The sequence below is a fragment of the Ihuprevotella massiliensis genome, from assembly GCA_900095835.1.
Classification (GTDB): Bacteria; Bacteroidota; Bacteroidia; order Bacteroidales; family Bacteroidaceae; genus Alloprevotella; species Alloprevotella massiliensis.
In genome coordinates, this window is the sequence record LT608321.1 from 1,999,479 (window position 1) to 2,017,142 (window position 17,664).

The following is a 17,664-nucleotide window of genomic DNA, read 5'->3' on the forward strand; positions in this document are numbered from 1 at the left end:
GAAAAAAGCACTGCACAAAGTGGTTCATCCAAAAAGTTCGCGCAAAGCCGCTTCTACGCGCGACACTGGTACGAGTTCGATGCCCGAAAACTGTTGGCAATCGAGAGATTTCATGTTCTGTTCGGGGAGCAAGAAGCGCGTAAAACCTAATTTTTGTGCTTCTGCAATGCGGCGGTCGATGCGCGTCACGGGGCGAATTTCTCCACTCAAACCGCATTCTCCTGCCATCGCCACGGAGCGGTCGATGGGGGTATCTACATTGCTAGACAGCACAGCGGCAATGACACTGAGGTCTATGGCAGGATCGGTGACGCGGATGCCACCTGCGATGTTGAGAAATACATCTTTTGCACCCAGTTTGAAGCCCACGCGCTTTTCCAACACCGCCAAAAGCATATTGAGTCGGCGCAAATCGAAGCCCGTGGCTGAACGCTGTGGAGTGCCGTAGGCTGCTGTAGACACCAAAGCCTGCGTTTCGATGAGAAAAGGTCGCACCCCTTCAAGAGCTGCGCAGATGGCAATGCCCGAAAGCGGTTCGCCGCCTTGGGTGAGCAGGAGTTCTGAAGGATTCTCCACAGGGCGAAGTCCCGATTGATTCATCTCATAGATGCCCAATTCAGCAGTAGAACCGAAACGATTCTTGATGCTGCGCAAAATGCGATAGAAATAATGTCGGTCGCCCTCAAATTGCAGCACACAGTCCACAATGTGTTCCAAAACTTTCGGTCCTGCTATGCTTCCTTCTTTGGTGATGTGCCCGATGAGGAGCACTGGGACGTTGTTGTCCTTGGCATATTTGAGCAAGGCTGTCGCGCATTCGCGAATTTGCGTCACACTTCCCGGTGAGGACTCCACGCTTTCCGTTTGCATCGTCTGCACAGAGTCCACGATGAGCAAATCGGGTTGCACGGCTTTCACCTGTTCCAAAATCACTTCTAGGCGCGTTTCGCAAAACAGTAGCGGTTCTTCGCCAGTTGCGGTGGAGTTGCCTTGCGTTTGTGGGGAAGTGCTGAGGCGGTCAGCGCGGAGTTTGATTTGTCGCTCACTCTCTTCACCGCTCACATAGAGGATTCGGCGGTCGCTCATGCGCAGCACGGTCTGGAGCAGGAGTGTGGACTTACCAATCCCTGGTTCACCACCCAAGAGAATCAGGCTTCCAGGGACGATGCCACCGCCCAACACGCGGTTGAGTTCTGCATCGTGCGTGTCATAGCGTTCTTCTTCGGTGGCATTGATTTCTGAGAGTCGCTGTGGTTTGCTTTGCTGACGATTCAACCCTGCAGAAACTACAGCAGCTGCGCCCTTGCTAGGGGTGGCAACGGGGGAGATGTTGACTTCTTTGAAGGTGTTCCACTGTCCACAAGAGGGACAACGCCCCACCCACTTGGGCGAGTCGTAACCACAGTTGTCGCAGACGTAGGCAGTTTTGGCTTTTGCCATAAGCAATTAGTAAGGCGTTAGCAATCAGATATGAAGAGAATGGTAGGCGGAAGAACGCGCGTAGCCGTGGGCAATGGAGTTATTCTAAATCTCCGAGTGCAGCTTTGAGTTCCACGAGTTCGGAGCGAATGGAGCGAAGTCGCTCGATGACTTCGGCAGACTGCACTTCACCTTCCTTGTTTTTGCGAAGTGCTTCGCGAGCGGCTTCGATGCGGAGGCCGCGCACTTTGACGAGATTGTAAATCACCTTGATTGTTTCAATGTCGTCTTTGGTGTATTGTCGCACACCGCGTCCGCCTTTTTTGGGAGAAATCTGTGGAAATTCTCGTTCCCAAAAGCGGAGGAGCGTGTCGTTGACACCAAGCATTTCTGCCACTTCTCCGATGGAGTAGTAGAGTTTGTATTTGGGTTCTTTGGGCTCAGCCATAGTTGATAGATAAATGTGAGGAAAAGCGGTGCGCCATTGTCCTCAATCCTTGTGAGATTGATGACAATGGCGCGATTGCGATCGCACAAAGTGTGCTACAAAATTACGCTTTTCTCGTGACGTGGGCAAATTTGCCTCCTTTTCCTCCCAGAAGCGTGGGGAGTTTAGAGAGAAAAGCCCTTGACGTGGGGCGTATTCAGAGAAAATATCAATGCGTTTGCAAGGATTTCCCCTGTTTTGAAATCACCACTTGCCCAGCTGTGGGAGCAGTGATGCGGCGTCCTGAAAGGTCAAACATCATGTCCGATGAGGCGTTGGAGTGTGCATCGGCACCTGCAGCAGAATGGAGACTTTCGATGCCTGTGGGTGCCACGAATTTTCCCGTTTTGAGATAGTCGCGAAGGGCTTTCACGAGTGTTACTTGGGGCTGGAGTGCCAAATTCTCGTAGATATGCCATGTGGCTCCCTTGTTTCCTGTGCCTGTGAGCTCTTGTCCTTGAGGTGCGCTGGGGTTTGCTACGAGGTGCGAGCGTTTGCCAGTGGTGCTGCTCAGTGTGAAACCAGTGCCGCTGAGAGCGATGCGCACTTTGACGGGCGTTTCGCTCATGGTTGTAGCTACAGTGCCATTAGCTGGTTGGAGGAAGAGCCCCGTTTGTAGGTTGTAAATCACATATTGTGTTTGATTTCCTGGGCGGTCGTCGCCAACGATGAGCCAGTTGGCAGTAGAGTCCGTGACGCTAACGGTTTGGGTGTAGAGTTCCAGCGCATCTTTGGTGCGCGTCGCATCGACATTGCGGAGCGAAGGAGCCGTTGCATCTTTAGGATTGACCAAGATGCCTGTAACGTCAGCGTTAGACAGCACATAGCAACGCTCAGCGTTGAGCGCACTTTGCTGCGTGATGGGCACATATTTAATGACTTTTCCCTTCTGAGCCAGCGTGAGGAGGGCAGCCGACATTTCTTGTTCTGTGGCAGTGGCGAGATGTCCGTTCACTTCTCCGAGATATTTCTCTACATCAGCTTTGGAGTAGTGGTTCCACTGGTCGGCTTTTGCCACTTGTTCGGCGAGGATTTCGCGCATACGTTCGGGGTTTTTGCCCTCAAAACGCATTTCTGCCACCGCCATAAATCCACGATTTCCTGCATAACCTTCGGTAAATCGCAAGCGGAGACCTTGTCCATCGGCTAAGGTGAGGGCTTGGGGGAAGACAATCTCTTGTTGGTCGGCATTCGCCAAGCCATATACACCTTGAGTTTTCCAACCTCCCATAGCATCTTTCAGTTGTACGTTCACGGTTCGTGCGCGATAACTGGAGCCTGAGTGTTTGGCATCGTTGACCAATACGATGCGACTAAGCTGCACTTCCCTTTTGTGTTTGAAATCGATGTAGTGTGGGAAGTTGCTGTGCGTGTTACTCATCCATTCTGTGTGCCAGAAGGTGGCAGGTTTGCCGTCGAGCACAAAGGCAGCTCTGCCGTTTTCTCCCTCACCTGCGGTCTCTTGCGTGCTAACTCCGGTGACGCTCCATTCTTTTTGTGGAATCTCGGTGTAGATGTCCGCCATGAGGGTCTTCATGCGCTCCACATCTTGGGTGTGAATGGCAGGTGCCACGTATTGCGCGTGGAGTTGTGCGAGTGCTTCGTCGGAGGGAAGAAAGTCGCCAGGTTGGAGGTATTTGAGCGTGATGGGAGATCCCCCCTTGGGTTCTATGTAACCACCAGCCTGCATAAAGGCAGCTGGTTCACCATCGTAGGTGAGTTGGGTTTGGTATCTGTCGTTGCGCGCGCCTTTGGCAGTGCCACCATCAGTGTGCCCAAAGGAGAATTGGTTGCGATTGAACCATTCTCCTCCTTGCATGGAGCGCGTGAAGACGCGACGATAGTAGGCTTTGTGGGGCATGTGTCCTTGGCTGGTGGCACCACGTGTGAACTCTTCTAGGAAGGAATTGAAACCTTCGCCAAAATAGCGCACTTGTCCTGCCATGCGTTGCGAAGAGATGTAGTGCCACTTGTCGTCGATGCCACGCACGTTGTACCAAGCAGAGATAATCGTGTTTTCGTAGTTGGAGCCGTCCTTAAGTTGGATCTGTTCGGGTTGAACATTGAGCAAGAATCTCACCCAGTGTCCAGGCTTCCAGTAGTCACCATTGAGGAGCACATGTACGCCTGTGCCTTCGCCACCAAAGCGTTCAGCTACCGTGCGTTTGAGGGTGCTGTCGATGGCGATGACTCCGCTGCGCTTGTAGCCTGCGAGGGAGGCGTCACTGTCAGTGTCGCCATTGTCCCATGTGGAGAAAATCACCGTGTGGTTGGTTTTGCCATCATCCATCTTTCCGTTGTTCTGAATACCAACGTAGCCACTGGCAAAACCGAAAGCCTCGACATAAGTGCCTTGGTAGTCGGCATCTTCGGGGATTTGCACCTCATTGTAAATCCAGTTGAAGGAATTGCCCAAGGGGAGTTTGCTATTGCTGCTCCCAAACCCATTGAGGTGAAGAGACGGCACACTGCGCCATGCTGCCAAATACACCGCATCTGCTCCCTTGGCATCGGTGGAGGTGATGGTGAAATCGTGGAGTTCGGTGTAAGATTGCACGCCGCGCAAGACAAAGCGATACCAACCAGCTGCAGGAGCTCGGAAGGTAAACTCTTTAGCTGGCTGTGCCGTGACGATGTCTTGGTCTTTGTCCATCTGTGCCACGTCGATGGTGCCGGGATTGGTGGACTTCACCGTGAAAGTGCCTTTGGGGAATCGGATGTACCACGCAGGCAGGTAGCCTTCCATGGGATAATGGGAGGAATAGCCTATGCGTTCGGTGCTTTTCATCTCTTTGTCGAGGATGTAACCTCCGGCAGTGCCCTGATTTTGCACGCTAATTTTCCAAGTTGTGGTGGTTTGCGCGAGCATCATGCTGGAGAAAGCAAAGCAGATGAGGGGAAGTAATGTTTTTTTCATGGGGCAGTGTATTTCAAAGTGTCGATGTAAGACGGTAGTCGAGCATAGCGACACAAAAATTGTGAGCACAAATTTAGCTAACCCTTGCAGAAATGCCAAATGTCTGTGGAGAAAGATTGCGAGATATTACGTTTTTTGACGGACAAACGCACTCTGTTTACGATATACAAGGAACTTGACGTGCGAAAGCCCAGATGGTGCAGGGGGATAGCGTGACGCTGAAGCCAAGGTGATGGGCTATAATTTTATGGTGAAAGTGGGTTGTTCTTGCAAATCATAGCAAGGAAGCCGCAAGCGATGAGCGTCGGTGGTGTATTGTCGGCGGTAGAAATCGGTCATTGCAGCAGAAAGCACGAGTTGTCGAGGACGAAAATAGCACAAGAGATGTGCGAGGGGGCGATGGACATTGCGCCCTACGACGAGGAAATCCACTGGAAGTGGATGTTGAGGGAAAGCCCGAGACAAGGGATCGTCGACAATGGCGATGCGCTGTTTGCCGTAGATGATGCAGTGCGGTGCAAATAGTGGTGAGAAACTGCCGTCTGCGCTCTGGGTAATCGGGGAGGTAGAGGGAGCAGCAAGGGAAGGGGTGTTGACAGAAGAAGGTGTTTCGTTCAATATCGAAAGTGGAATCCACTGCACCCTCAGCCCTTGCGGTTGCCAATCGTCGTGAGCCGTTTGTCGGAGCGCGGCTTGTGCCCGAAGCGTGTCAGAGGCTAGCAACCAAGCTGTGCCATCGGGACTCGTGATTTGCAGAGTGGTGACACCAAAGGTGGGATAAAATTGTATAGTTGCTTGTGGACGCGCACGGAAGCGGTCGACTTGATAGGACAACAAGGGCACGAGCAGACAGCAGGTGGCAAGGAAGGTGGTGCGGGCAAAGGAGCGCGCAGACGATTTCTGAGTAGAGAAAAACCACAAGAGGGTAAGCAGTGTGCCTATGCTCAGGACTGTGGTGAGGGCACTTGGACAAAGTGGGATGGGCGCAAAACTATTTTGCGAGAAAAAGGCTAACCCCTGTTCCATCATGGTGATGAGGCTGGAGAGCACTGGAGCTAGCAAGCTGCGCAGTGGGGCAATGAGGAGAAAAAGGATGCCACCGCAAAGAAGGATATAGGCAGCTGGGATGACAAAAAGGCTAGAGAATATGCCTGCCCATGGGAGTTGATGGAAATGATAAGCCACAAGTGGTGCTGTGGCTAATTGGGCAGAGAGCGAAACGGTGAAAAGTAGATAGAAATATCGTCCGATAGCCATGAAACAACGGACACTTCGCGACGTGGGACGGCGATTGATGAGTTCGGCAGTGCGCTTGTTGAGCGGTTGCAACCACTGAGGAACTGTAAAAATGGGTGCAAAAAGTAAGATGCCTGCCACTGCTGCGCAGGAGAGTTGGAAACCCACATCAAACAACCAGTCGGGAGCGTAGAGCAAGAGGAGAATCATAGCCAGCACTAAACCATGCAGTGCGCCTGGTCGATGGTTACCCCACGCAAACACTTGTGCCAAGGTGAGCATGAGGGTGGCGCGCACCAGCGAAATGGGGAATCCCACCAAGGCTGCGAAGCTCCACATGAGCAAAAGTCCTAGGGCTAAGACAAGGGTGTGGATGCGCCTGCCCCAACGTCGCGCCATCGTACCAAAGATGAGGGTGAATGCTCCGAAGAGGATGGAGAGATGCAGTCCTGAAAGGGCTAGAATGTGGCTTGCTCCTCCTTGACTGTAGCGCATTTGTGTGTCGCGATCCAACTGTTCGCGGTGCGCCAAGGTCATTGCAGAGAGCACAGCCGCGGTGTGTGGCGGCAGTTGGCGTTGATAGAGGGCAATCCATCGCTCGCGCTGTAGCAGGAGGCGTTCGCGCAGGGTGAGAGACTGAGGGGAAGAGGAGGACGTGTGAGTGGAATTTCCCATGATTTTCCATTCGTCGGGGAAACAATGGGAGGTGGCTACGATGTTTTGGCGCAACAGATGAGCGGAATATCCGTCTTTCACCCGTCCATCTTGCGAGCATAAGGCGGTGACTCGTCCGTGGGCAAGAATGATTTGCCCGATTTGTGGGGCAGTGGCTGGCAACTGTCGAAGAGGGGTGCCACCCTGTGGTTGGGGTGGCATCTTGCGTGCGTGGTTGGATTGAGACTGAGGGAGGGTGTTTTTCGGCGTGTGGAGTTGCTGGTTAGCCGAGGACTGAGGGGGGACCTTGTGTGGGAGTGCGCTGCTGTCGGTGAGGAAAACTTGCCATCGCTCTCCTTCTGTGGGCGATAGCATCCGCAAACAGACGCGCCAACCATGGGGTGTGCGGTGGGGAACTTCGGTGACGATGCCACGAAAGGTGAAGGCTTGTTTGGAATAGTGCAGCATCCGCTCGCGCTGTAGGTGGACGAGCAGGAAGACGCCCAGACTAAACATGAGAGCAGCAGGCATGAGGGTGAGCCACACTCCGGCTTGATGACGAAACAGGGCGAAACAACTAGCCACCAGAAGGACACCACAGAGAAGTAACAGGAGGGTCTCGTGGGGGAATATCCACGGAAACGCAAAATCCCCCACTCCGATGCCGACACAGAGGGGCACAAGCAGGCGGAGTAGGGGAGTAGATTTCATAGTGGTAAGAGGTAGTAAAAGGCGTATGCCTTGCGGTGTTGCTGCATCAGCGACTATTGGTCGTCGTTTTGCACATAGCCTTGGTGGTGTTCGGGGAGTCCTGCCATGATGACGCGGTAACTCTCCTCGAGCGTGTGTTTGATATTGTCCGTTCCTTGGCTCGTGGGGAAAATGGGGGGATGAATGACCAAACGCAAGCGGTGCCAGTGGGCAAAATGAAAGTCGCGCATTCGTGGCATCACATCGAAACTTCCATCGATGGTGATGGGCACAACCGGCAGTTGGAGTTCGTCTGCCAACTGGAAGGCTCCTCTGCGGAAAATGCCCATGTGTCCGGTGAAAGTGCGCGCACCTTCGGGGAAAACTGCTAAGGAGGTGCCACCAACTAGACGTTGGCGTGCATCGTCCATGGTCTTTGCCACCGCCTTGCGACTAGACTTGTCTACAAAAATGAAACCTGCCTTTTCGCAAGCATAGCCTACGAAGGGGAGTTTGCGCAGACTAGCTTTCATCATCCACTTAAATTCTCGTCCGAGAAAACCCGATAGTAGGAAGATGTCGAATGCACCTTGGTGGTTGGCTGCGAAGATGTAGCTCTGTCCGCGCTGAAGATGCTCTCGTCCTTCGACTTTGACCGGAAGGAAGAGGGCGCGGATGGTGAACCATCCCCAAAAGCGACTAGGACCGAAGGCAAACCAGCGCGAGAGCCCCACCATACAACCTAGGGTCGTGATGAGAGCCACGAGGATGGTGACGACGATGAACAGGGGGAAAAAGAAGAACAGCTGATAGAGACGATAGAGAAAAGTCTGCATGATGCAATAACTACTACGGGTGGTCACAATATAAACTATCGGGGCATGTAGGTAATCATGCGACCGCGAAGGTTTTCGTTGGTGATCACTCCTTTGTTATAGACCAGACATCCATTGACAAAGGTGCGCATCACGCGCCAGTTGAAGGTGTGTCCCTCCATGGGGCTCCAGTTGCACTTCGACTCTATGCGGTTGGGAGTCAAAGTCCAGGGAGAATGAGGCTTGACAAGCACCAGGTCTGCCATATACCCTTGACGGAGGAAACCACGGTTTTCGATGCCAAACACACGCGCTGGGTTGTGGCACATGAGTTCTACCATGCGTTCGATGGGGAGTACGCCTTCGTCCACCAAATCGAGCATCGATACGAGGGAGAATTGCACAAAGGGCATGCCACTGGTGGCTTTGGCAGCTCCACCGATTTTATCACTGATGCGGTGAGGAGCGTGGTCTGTGCCGATGGTGCGGATGCGTCCGTCGGTGAGTGCCGCACGGATAGCCGCACGGTCGGTGTCGTATTTCACAGCTGGGTTGCACTTGATGCGCGCTCCGAGACGTTCGTAGTCCTCGCTGGCAAAGATCAAGTGGGGTAGGCAGGCTTCCGCAGTGATTTGTTTGTCGTTGGGGTCGAAGAGATCCAGCTCTGCAGCCGTGGTGATGTGTGCTACATGGAGCTTAACATTAAACTCTCGTGCTAGTGCAATGGCTTCTTTTGTGCTCTTCACACAAGCCTCAGAGGGACGAATCTCTGCATGGTAGCGCACATGAGGATCAGCGCCGTATTTCTCCTTATAAGCCTTCATCTTCGCCGTAATCATGGGCGTATCTTCACAGTGTACCATGATGGGAAGCTGGCTTTGTTCGAAGATGGTGCGCAGCGTGGGACGATCTTCCACTTGCAATTCGCCGGTGCTGCTGCCCATGAAGAGTTTGATGCCAGCCACGAGTCGAGGATCCACCTTTTTCAAGCGAGCAGCATTGGCGGGAGTGGCACCGAGGAAGAATCCGAAATTAACCAAACTTTGTTGCTTAGCGATCTCAATCTTTTGGAGCAGACGTTCTTTGGTCACCGTGGGAGGTATGGTGTTGGGCATGTCAATGACGGTGGTGACCCCACCCGCGGCTGCGGCACGACTTTCGGTGTAGAAGTTTCCCTTAGCGGTGAGACCAGGATCGCGGAAGTGGACGTGCTCATCGATCACTCCAGGAAGTAGATAGCACCCTTCAGCATCAATCACCGTATCAGGGGGAAGTTGGGGCATGGCATCGGCTCCGAGGAGGATTTCTTCGATGCGGTCACCATCGATGACCAGACTACCGATGGATTGCTGACCTTCGTTGACAAGAATAGCGTTTTTGATGAGCGTTCTGCTGTGCATGATTTTGAGGATGAATAGGCTGCGCAAAGGCAGACAAAGAGGATAATCAGAATTTAACCCAAATCGGTCATTAGACCGTTTAGTGCGACTCGTCATGGAATAGATAACTTCCTGTCATCTTATCAGTTTCTTGTTGGCATCTTGTCTTTCGTTCGTTCTCGCCGTAGCCGGCTACACCAAAGGCTAACGACAAACCATCTGCTCAACAAACCAATAAAATCTGTTCAGGATCTAATGACCGATTTGGGCTTAAAAAAGAAGGAGCGCGCCATCTTCTGGTGAAGACACTGCGCACTCCTAAAGGGGTATAGCGCAGATGATATGCGCGTAGAGCTTATGATTGCTTGGGTTTGATTTGACCAGTGAGGGCTGCCCATCGCAGGCGCATCACACCGAAGAGAGCTTCGCCGAAGATGCCACCGCTCATTTTGCTGACCCCGAGCTGACGGTTGACAAAAATCACGGGTACTTCTTTGATGCGGAATCCCAATTTGTAGGCGGTAAATTTCAGTTCGATTTGGAAAGCGTAGCCTTTGAAGCGAATCTTGTCGAAATCGATGGCTTCTAACACGCGACGCTTGTAGCATTTGAAGCCAGCAGTGGTGTCGTTGACAGGGATGCCTGTGACACAACGTACATATTTAGAGGCAAAATAGCTCATCAACACGCGCCCCATGGGCCAGTTCACCACGTTTACACCAGAAATGTAGCGACTACCGATGGCTAAGTCATAGCCTTCCACAGCGCAAGCGTTGTAGAGACGAGGCAAATCCTTAGGATCGTGACTGAAGTCGGCATCCATCTCGAAGACATATTCGTAGTCGTGTTCGAGTGCCCATTTGAAACCAGCGATGTAGGCAGTGCCAAGACCGAGTTTGCCTTGACGTTCCACCAAGTGTACGCGGTCTTTGAGATCGCCTTCCATAAGCTGCTTCACGATGGCGGCTGTTCCGTCAGGACTACCGTCGTCGATAACCAGAACGTCAAACCCATGTTCTTCCAAGCCCGTGACTGCGCGGAGAATGGCTTCAATATTTTCTTTTTCGTTGTAGGTGGGGATAATTACAACGGCATCGTTCTTCTGCATTGTGGCAATTTGTATGATGTGTTCTATTCTGCAAAAGTAGCATTTGCCCCTCGATTTGCAAAATTATCTACTGATATATTTTGATTTTGTGCAGAGATAATTGTAAATTTGCATGAGAAGACCACACTTCTTCCCGTTTCGATGGAAAGAAAGACTGCGCTTTCGCAGCACCGCTGTCCATCGGCGCTTTGTCGCAGACCACTATGACTGCGCTTCTCTCTGTTGCTACCGACCCATGATCAAAACATTGCTCCAACAACTTGAAGATTGGTTTGACCATCATGAATACCTAGCCATCGAACGAACGCTGGGGGGACTACCTATTGACAAATTTTCACCAAGAATTTGGGAAATCTATGTCCACACGCTCCTCAGGTTGGCACGAGATAATGGGCATGATGCGACACGCTATTCGCGCGCGCTCAATTGTATGCACTATATGATGGAGGAGCAAGTGGAGCGTTTCGTGCATCTCTATTATTATTACGCCTACGCTTTGGCGCATCTCGATCGCGAGTCGGAAGCCTTGCTCTTCCTCAATGCCTATTTTGAGGAGGTGGTACCGGCTTTTCGATATCCTCAGGCTGAGGCGCTCGAGAAACAATGCTTGCAGCGCATCAGTATGCCGCATTTTAGACTGGGCAATTTTGTCAATCGGTGTCGGGAGATGGGTGAAATTTTGCAAGGTATCGTTCAGCCTGTCACAGATTTGGTGCAGAAAGTGGAAGAACTCTCGCTACAAACCAACAAATTGGCGCAGCACCAATGTGGAATAGCGCAACAAGAGTTGTCGCAACTGCTTTATCGCGTGGCGGCTCCCTTGCTTTATCAGGTGCGCTTCTCAGCCGTGTGGCAAGACCATCATGTGGTGCTTCAACTAGCGCTCGATGGAGTGGCGCAAAACTTACATTTGTTGCACACCCTGCTCCAAGAATTGCGCTCCTATCTGCCGCCGAATTGGAAAATGGCCTTGCCGAGTTGGAAGACTTTTGTAGAGGAGCATTATCCCGATGAACCGCGGCAGAGTACAATCGACCAACTGTTGGCGCACGAACGCACCTATAGCACGAGTTTACCGCCCGAAGCTGCTTCTTATGAAGCTCATCTTCAGCTCACTTCTGGCTGGACCACACAACCGATGCTCATGTTTGAGTATCTGCAAGATGAGAACTTTGTGTTCAATCTTTTGCGACTCAGTGGAAGTTTCTGCGGATTTATAGCCTACAACACGAATATTTTCTCTTCGCAAGACGACCTGGTGTCGGAGGTGCGCGCCTTTAACGCACAACTGGCGAAGTCCGTGCAGCAAAGTTTGGACGATCCAGCAGCGGTGCAGTTCGTCGGTGGAGGATTTGGTGCAAGTGCTTTTGCCCATCATGCACAGACCGCTTATTGCGACTTCATCGCCTATGATGCCCCTGGCGTGTTGGATGCCATCACCGCCTATTTTGCGCAGCACCCTGAGGCCTTCCCAGCAGTACAAGCCTTTCATCGTGCTGCCACCCCCTATTCGATTTAGCAAATCCCTCAGTAAGTAGGTATAACATTCCCACTCCTGTGTCAATGTCGCTGTCTATTCCTCAGCGCAGATGGCGAGCTTAACCCGTCTTGAGCCCTCTGTTTTACCCTCCTGCTGTATCCATAGTCCTTTATTTTCTATTCATCTATCATGAAGCACTATAGTTTCGACGACATCATTTGTCGCAAAGGTACCAATTGTTCGAAGATTAGAGCCTTGCAAGCGCTCTATGGTCGCACCGATCTCATTCCACTCTGGGTGGCTGATATGGATTTTGCCACACCCCCTTTCATTCTCGATGCGCTCCGTGCCCGACTTGAACATCCCATTTTGGGATATACCTGCGTAGATGAAGACTACTGGCCTGCAATCATCGACTGGCAACGCGAACTCCATGGTTGGGAAATCAAAAAAGACTGGATTTCCTTCATGCCTGGCGTCATCCGCGGTCTCGGATTTGCGCTGCAAGTCTACACAAAACCTGGTGATCTCATCATCACCCAACCGCCCGTGTATCACATGTTCAAACACGTGATCGAAGGCAATGGCCGTGTGGTGGTGGACAATCCGTTGATCAGAAGGGAAGATGGCCGCTACGACATGGACTTTGACCAACTCGCTACGGTGGCAGAAGGCGCCAAAATGCTGGTGCTCTGCAATCCTCACAATCCTAGCGGACGCTGCTGGTCCAAAGAAACGCTGCAACGTCTGGCAGATTTTTGTTTAGAGCACAATATCTTGGTGGTGAGCGATGAAATCCATGCCGACATTGCCCTCTATTCTGCCAAGCACGTGCCCTTTGCTTCGGTGTCTGAGGCTGCGCGTGACAATAGCGTCACCTTTGGTGCGCCCACTAAGACCTTTAATTGCGCAGGCGTGGTGAGCAGTTGGGCTGTCGTGCCCAATGATAAGTTGCGCGAACCTTTCACAAAGTGGCTCTTTGCCAACGAAATTGACTGCCCTCCCATGTTCTCTCCCACCGTGGCGATAGCTGCCTATCGACAGGGTGGTGCATGGCGCAAGGAGATGTTGCGCTACATCGAAGGGAATATCGACTTTGCTGTGGACTATTGCCGCGAGCATATCCCTGGTGTTGTCGCACCACGTCCCGAAGCCTCCTTCCTCATCTGGCTCGACTGCCGTGCACTCGGACTTTCTCACGATGAACTCAACGACCTTTTTGTCAACGAAGCACATCTTGCCCTCAACGATGGGGAGATGTTTGGTGCCGGTGGCGAAGGTTTCATGCGACTCAATGTGGGAGTGCCGCGTAGTGTGCTCGAAAAAGCCCTTCACCAACTGGCTGAGGCTGTGGCAAAACTCCACGCCTCTCGCTCTTAATCCCATTTTCTTGACTCATGACTCCTGACAATATCCAAGCTCCTGCCGAATTTCTCGATCGTTTTGAACAACAACTCACCGATCAACTCCTGCGTCTTTGCACAGCGGCTCAAGCACTTTCTGGGCAACTGCTCGAAACTCCTGACCTCGAAGCCGTGTGGCCCGAAATTTGCACCCCTTATTTGGGAGATGCTGTTCCTGAAATTGCGAAATATCCCACCGTTGCCATTGGTTGGATGGGATTTGTAGGACTTGCCATGGCACAACGCTGGGACAGCGATTGGACTACTGCCGCTGCAGATCCGCACGCGCTCTATCCCGCGCTGCTCGCACAAGGCTTTGATGCCCTCGACGACTATGTGTTGGACCACGTGCTTGCCATCACCGATGCTGAGGAGCGCACCCATCTCCACCAACTCGTGCGCTCCTGTGCCGAAGCAGCCCACGCAGCTTTGCGTCATGAAGGCATCGAGCCCCAAAGTCCCATGGCGTTTCACACCTATGTGCGCACCCTCCATGTGATGTTCCGCATAGGCGTGGCATTGCAGTTGCGCCGCCTGGGCTACAAGTTTGAAAAGATGGACTTGAAATAGCACTCTCGCTGGGAGAAATCTGCCGAAGGACTCCGAACTTCCTCCAACTTTATTGCGAAAGAAAAGATTCTTTTTTTTGTTTTGATTTAGGTGTGAAGTGCTTGATTATCTGATGGATATCGATGTCTTATAGTTTTTCTCTATGTTAAAGAAGGACGTATCTGTTGTAAACTCTAGAAAAAGCCCGTACCTTTGCATTGCAATCCAGGGAAAAGCAAGGTCTCCGCGCTGAGCACCGATTCAGGATTGCCCCAATACTCTTATAAAACGAACCCATAAACATAGCATGCAATATGAAAAATCTTAATTACACTGGTCTCGATGCTGCCAAGGTGCAGCCCGTAACCGAAGCTCTTGCTGTTCTCCTCGCAGACTTCCAAGTGTATTACGCCAACCTTCGCAACTTCCACTGGAACGTGAAAGGCACTAACTTCTACGCTCTTCACGCTGAATTCGAGCGTCTCTATGATGATGCTGCCGAAAAGGCTGACGAAGTGGCTGAACGCCTCCTCCAACTCGATGTGACTCCTGAGCATCGCCCCAGCAAGTACCTCCAAGTGGCTCAAATCCAAGAGCTCGACGTAGTACACTGCGGTCAAGAATGCCTCACTCACGTTCTCGAAATGGTGAAGACCCTCATGGCACAAGAACGCGCCGTAATGGCTGCCGCAGCTGAGGCTGGCGACGAATCTAGCAATGCTTTGATGAGCGACTATCTCCGCGAACAAGAGAAGCTTGTGTGGATGCTCACCGCAACCCTCACCAAAGATTGCAGCAAATAAACGCTGTGGCTCCTTCGGAGCTCAGTGTTTACCCTCTCAGCGCAAGCTGAGTGCTGTTTATACAGCGAATTAGGAAGTGAGAAAGGGACAATCAACCAATGTTGATTGTCCCTTATTTTGTGCGTTAGTATTGTCTATAACCATGTGCCGCACATGCAAGTCGGCATTTTGCTTACGCCCGTGCAAGCAAATAGCGAAAGGAAGTGAAGCAAAAAATCTCGAACCAACAACAAGAGGATGTCGCAAAAAATATTCTTTGCAACATCCTCTTGAGGAAATAACTTAATGCCTGAAAAGGATCTCTTGTCGAAATCTGATTTAGCACCTGAAAATAACTTAGCGTCGCAACCAACGCTCAGGATTGAGTTTCTGCGTTTCGTGGCGCAGTTGGAAGTGCAGGGTGCAGTTGCCCGAAGCATCGCGAGCCACGTTGCCGATGGTTTGTCGAGTGCTCACGCGCTGACCTTGACGCACGGACACTCCCGAGAGATTACAGTAGACCGTGATGTAACTGCCGTGACGCACAATCACGTTGGTCATGCCTCCCATGGAGAAGATGGCAGTGACTTCCCCATCAAACACACAGCGTGCTTGAGCACCAGCAGGAGCCGTGAGGTTGATACCCTTATTGTCGAGCGTCACCCCATTGAGACCATTCACGTTGTAAGCCCCGAAGTGGCTAGAAATTGTGTAGTTGCCAGTGATGGGCATGGGTAGGCGTCCTTGGTTGGAAGCAAAACTTCCGGTCAGTCTTGCATCGCTTGGAGCGGGAGCATTCTGGTTGGCAGTAGCCGTAGCTCGATTCGCCTCTTCCGTCGCAGTGCGTGCGCGTTGCGCTTCTGCCGCTGCTGCGCGTGCTTGTTCAGCTGCACGCGCTTCTTCGCGAGCTTGTGCCGCACGGGCTTCGCGCGCTGCGCGCTCTTCGCCACGTTTGCGAGCGGCTTCGGCTTTGCGTTCAGCTTCAGCTGCTTTTCTGCGAGCTTCCGCTTCCGCTCTTCGGGCTTCTGCCTCCGCCTTACGTGCTGCTTCTGCCGCACGACGACGCTCTTCCGCGGCTTTGCGTGCTGCTTCTGCTGCTTTCTTTCTGGCTTCCGCTTCTGCGGCACGACGCGCCTCTTCTGCCTTGCGACGACGTTCAGCCGCTTCGATTTCCGCACGAATCAACTGTTCGATTTTTGCATTCAGTGCATTGTATTGTCGTTGCTGTTGTGCCAGTGTTGCTTGGAGTTCCGCTTGTTTTTGGTTGAGATCCGTCACCACCCCTTGTTGGGTGCGTTGTTGTCCTTCGAGCACTGTTTGTTGTGCCTTACCCTGCGTCAGCAGTTTCCCCTGCACCACACGTTCCCCCGAAAGGAGGTTGCGTTTCTCACGCACCGCTTGTTCTTTAGCAGCGATGATTTGACCTTGCACACGCTGATATTTCACATATTCTTGCGTGTAGCGCAGGCGACGATACATCTGTCGGAAGTTATCTGCCGAGAAGATAAACATCAACTTGTTTTGCATCAGACGATTGCGGTACATATAGAGCACCCCTCTCGTGTAGCGACGCTTGCACTCGGTGAGATCCGCTTCGAGTTCACGCAATTCTTGTTCATGCGTGCTGATGCGGCGGTTGAGGGTGTCGATTTGCACCTGCAGCCCCGTCACCACCTTCTGTTGGTCGGAGATTTGTCCATTGATCATTTGCAAGGTCGCCAGTTGCGCTTTCACATCCTTGCGAGTCGTCGCCAACTGATTCTGCGATTCCGCCATCTTCTGTTTGAGGGTTGCTTGTTCCGATTGAAGTTTGCGGATGCCTTCGTTGGTAGGCGTTGGCGCCGCTTTGCCCTTTTTCCCCGTCTTCTTAGCTTGTGTGGTGGTCTTGGTGTTTTTCTTAGATTTCACTGTCGCGGTAGTAGTTTTGCGACGCGAAGTCTGCGCCACCATCTGTGAGGTGGAGCAAAAGACACTCAGCAACAAGGAGAAGAGAATTTTATACATTACTTAAGGGGAGTGATAGTGGAAAACAAGTGGGGCAATGCCGCGCTGTGGTGCTGCGGCTACGTGATGAGGGAGAGGCTCTGTCTACTTGAACAACTTCAAGATGGCTTCGGGCTTCATAGGAGTATAGCCCGAGGGGATGCGCACTTGGCTGTTCCAGTCGTAGTTGATGCGCACTTTGTTGAGCTTGAGATTCAGCTTAAACTCCTTTTCAAAGGCATTGATGGCAAACACCGTGTGGCGCGCGATGCGATAGCCGCGCACATTCGTAGTTTTGTTGCGATGGATGTAAAGTTCCACTGGCACAAAGCCCATCACGTTGAAGTCGGCAGTCTCAGTGCTCTTGCGGTCGTCGTTCCAGAAGAAGCGTTGCACCTTATCAAAGTTGAGCATAGGCATTTCAGTGAGCATGCTGTTGAGTCCGGCATAAGTGTCTTTGAGGTAACGCTTGTTGATGCGATCGAGCACGATGACACTGTCGGGGGTAAAGATGATGCGTGCACCTTCGATGCCAAATTTGCTCAAAGAGAGTTGCACTTGTCGGTCGCGCTGTAGGCGAAGCGTACCACCCAGACTTTGGTTGAGGACGTTGGACTCCACGTCGGCAGAGATTTTAGCCGTCACAGCCAAAGGTTCGTTGGGGCGATAGGGCTGGTCATTGCGAAGGGTCGAGCAGCCCGTCAAAAGGGCAACAAGAGCAAATAGAAAGAATATCTTTTTCATTGTAAATTCTTTTTCTTG

13 protein-coding genes are annotated in these 17,664 nt (G+C 52.1%); 4 read left to right on the forward strand and 9 right to left on the reverse strand.

Going from position 1 to position 17,664, the window contains the following annotated elements; genetic code table 11:
• Nucleotides 1-24 precede the first annotated feature (24 nt).
• The 7 genes from radA to BQ2633_RS08100 form a co-directional block, all read right to left on the reverse strand.
• Nucleotides 25-1,440: a DNA repair protein RadA gene (radA, locus tag BQ2633_RS08070; protein ID WP_075566335.1), complete on the reverse strand. Its 1,416-nt coding sequence runs from the start codon at nt 1,438-1,440 to the stop codon at nt 25-27.
• 79 nt (nt 1,441-1,519) lie between these two features.
• Nucleotides 1,520-1,867, reverse strand: a complete 348-nt coding sequence (locus tag BQ2633_RS08075; protein WP_075566337.1) for a MerR family transcriptional regulator — start codon at nt 1,865-1,867, stop codon at nt 1,520-1,522.
• Nucleotides 1,868-2,075: 208 nt separating this feature from the next.
• On the reverse strand, nt 2,076-4,823 hold the full coding sequence (locus BQ2633_RS08080; protein ID WP_346048436.1) for a DUF3472 domain-containing protein: 2,748 nt from the start codon (nt 4,821-4,823) through the stop codon (nt 2,076-2,078).
• Nucleotides 4,824-5,060: 237 nt separating this feature from the next.
• Nucleotides 5,061-7,424: a ComEC/Rec2 family competence protein gene (locus tag BQ2633_RS08085; protein WP_083234006.1), complete on the reverse strand. Its 2,364-nt coding sequence runs from the start codon at nt 7,422-7,424 to the stop codon at nt 5,061-5,063.
• 53 nt (nt 7,425-7,477) lie between these two features.
• The gene (locus tag BQ2633_RS08090; protein WP_075566340.1) at nt 7,478-8,239 is read right to left on the reverse strand and encodes a lysophospholipid acyltransferase family protein; all 762 of its coding nucleotides are present in this window, start codon (nt 8,237-8,239) and stop codon (nt 7,478-7,480) included.
• A gap of 35 nt (nt 8,240-8,274) precedes the next feature.
• Nucleotides 8,275-9,618 carry a dihydroorotase gene (locus BQ2633_RS08095; RefSeq protein WP_075566341.1) on the reverse strand — a complete coding sequence of 448 codons (1,344 nt, stop codon included), beginning with the start codon at nt 9,616-9,618 and terminating at the stop codon, nt 8,275-8,277.
• 334 nt (nt 9,619-9,952) lie between these two features.
• On the reverse strand, nt 9,953-10,705 hold the full coding sequence (locus BQ2633_RS08100) for a polyprenol monophosphomannose synthase (RefSeq protein WP_075566342.1): 753 nt from the start codon (nt 10,703-10,705) through the stop codon (nt 9,953-9,955).
• A gap of 235 nt (nt 10,706-10,940) precedes the next feature.
• Here BQ2633_RS08100 and BQ2633_RS08105 point away from each other — a divergent pair, with 235 nt between their 5' ends.
• The 4 genes from BQ2633_RS08105 (at nt 10,941) to BQ2633_RS08120 (ending at nt 14,940) form a co-directional block, all read left to right on the forward strand.
• A complete protein-coding gene (locus BQ2633_RS08105) occupies nt 10,941-12,224 on the forward strand; it encodes a hypothetical protein (protein ID WP_075566343.1) in 1,284 nt (427 codons plus the stop codon).
• Between the two features lie 150 nt (nt 12,225-12,374).
• On the forward strand, nt 12,375-13,565 hold the full coding sequence (locus tag BQ2633_RS08110) for a MalY/PatB family protein (RefSeq protein WP_083234007.1): 1,191 nt from the start codon (nt 12,375-12,377) through the stop codon (nt 13,563-13,565).
• 17 nt (nt 13,566-13,582) lie between these two features.
• A complete protein-coding gene (locus BQ2633_RS08115) occupies nt 13,583-14,158 on the forward strand; it encodes a hypothetical protein (RefSeq protein WP_075566346.1) in 576 nt (191 codons plus the stop codon).
• Between the two features lie 293 nt (nt 14,159-14,451).
• Entirely contained in the window at nt 14,452-14,940 is a 489-nt protein-coding gene (locus BQ2633_RS08120; protein WP_075566348.1) for a Dps family protein, read from the forward strand.
• 336 nt (nt 14,941-15,276) lie between these two features.
• On the opposite strand, the gene BQ2633_RS08125 is transcribed toward BQ2633_RS08120, so the two are convergent.
• Nucleotides 15,277-16,923: a murein hydrolase activator EnvC family protein gene (locus tag BQ2633_RS08125; RefSeq protein WP_075566350.1), complete on the reverse strand. Its 1,647-nt coding sequence runs from the start codon at nt 16,921-16,923 to the stop codon at nt 15,277-15,279.
• Nucleotides 16,924-17,007: 84 nt separating this feature from the next.
• Nucleotides 17,008-17,646: a lipoprotein insertase outer membrane protein LolB1 gene (lolB1, locus tag BQ2633_RS08130; RefSeq protein ID WP_075566352.1), complete on the reverse strand. Its 639-nt coding sequence runs from the start codon at nt 17,644-17,646 to the stop codon at nt 17,008-17,010.
• Nucleotides 17,647-17,664: the final 18 nt, after the last annotated feature.

Coding starts and splice junctions, on each gene's coding strand:
- BQ2633_RS08100 (WP_075566342.1), bottom strand. CDS start 10,705: ATGCAGAAGAACGATGCCGTTGTAATTATCCCCACCTACAACGAAAAA.
- BQ2633_RS08110 (WP_083234007.1), top strand. CDS start 12,375: ATGAAGCACTATAGTTTCGACGACATCATTTGTCGCAAAGGTACCAAT.
- BQ2633_RS08085 (WP_083234006.1), bottom strand. CDS start 7,424: ATGAAATCTACTCCCCTACTCCGCCTGCTTGTGCCCCTCTGTGTCGGC.
- BQ2633_RS08115 (WP_075566346.1), top strand. CDS start 13,583: ATGACTCCTGACAATATCCAAGCTCCTGCCGAATTTCTCGATCGTTTT.
- radA (WP_075566335.1), bottom strand. CDS start 1,440: ATGGCAAAAGCCAAAACTGCCTACGTCTGCGACAACTGTGGTTACGAC.
- lolB1 (WP_075566352.1), bottom strand. CDS start 17,646: ATGAAAAAGATATTCTTTCTATTTGCTCTTGTTGCCCTTTTGACGGGC.
- BQ2633_RS08080 (WP_346048436.1), bottom strand. CDS start 4,823: ATGAAAAAAACATTACTTCCCCTCATCTGCTTTGCTTTCTCCAGCATG.
- BQ2633_RS08105 (WP_075566343.1), top strand. CDS start 10,941: ATGATCAAAACATTGCTCCAACAACTTGAAGATTGGTTTGACCATCAT.
- BQ2633_RS08095 (WP_075566341.1), bottom strand. CDS start 9,618: ATGCACAGCAGAACGCTCATCAAAAACGCTATTCTTGTCAACGAAGGT.
- BQ2633_RS08075 (WP_075566337.1), bottom strand. CDS start 1,867: ATGGCTGAGCCCAAAGAACCCAAATACAAACTCTACTACTCCATCGGA.
- BQ2633_RS08090 (WP_075566340.1), bottom strand. CDS start 8,239: ATGCAGACTTTTCTCTATCGTCTCTATCAGCTGTTCTTCTTTTTCCCC.
- BQ2633_RS08120 (WP_075566348.1), top strand. CDS start 14,452: ATGAAAAATCTTAATTACACTGGTCTCGATGCTGCCAAGGTGCAGCCC.
- BQ2633_RS08125 (WP_075566350.1), bottom strand. CDS start 16,923: ATGTATAAAATTCTCTTCTCCTTGTTGCTGAGTGTCTTTTGCTCCACC.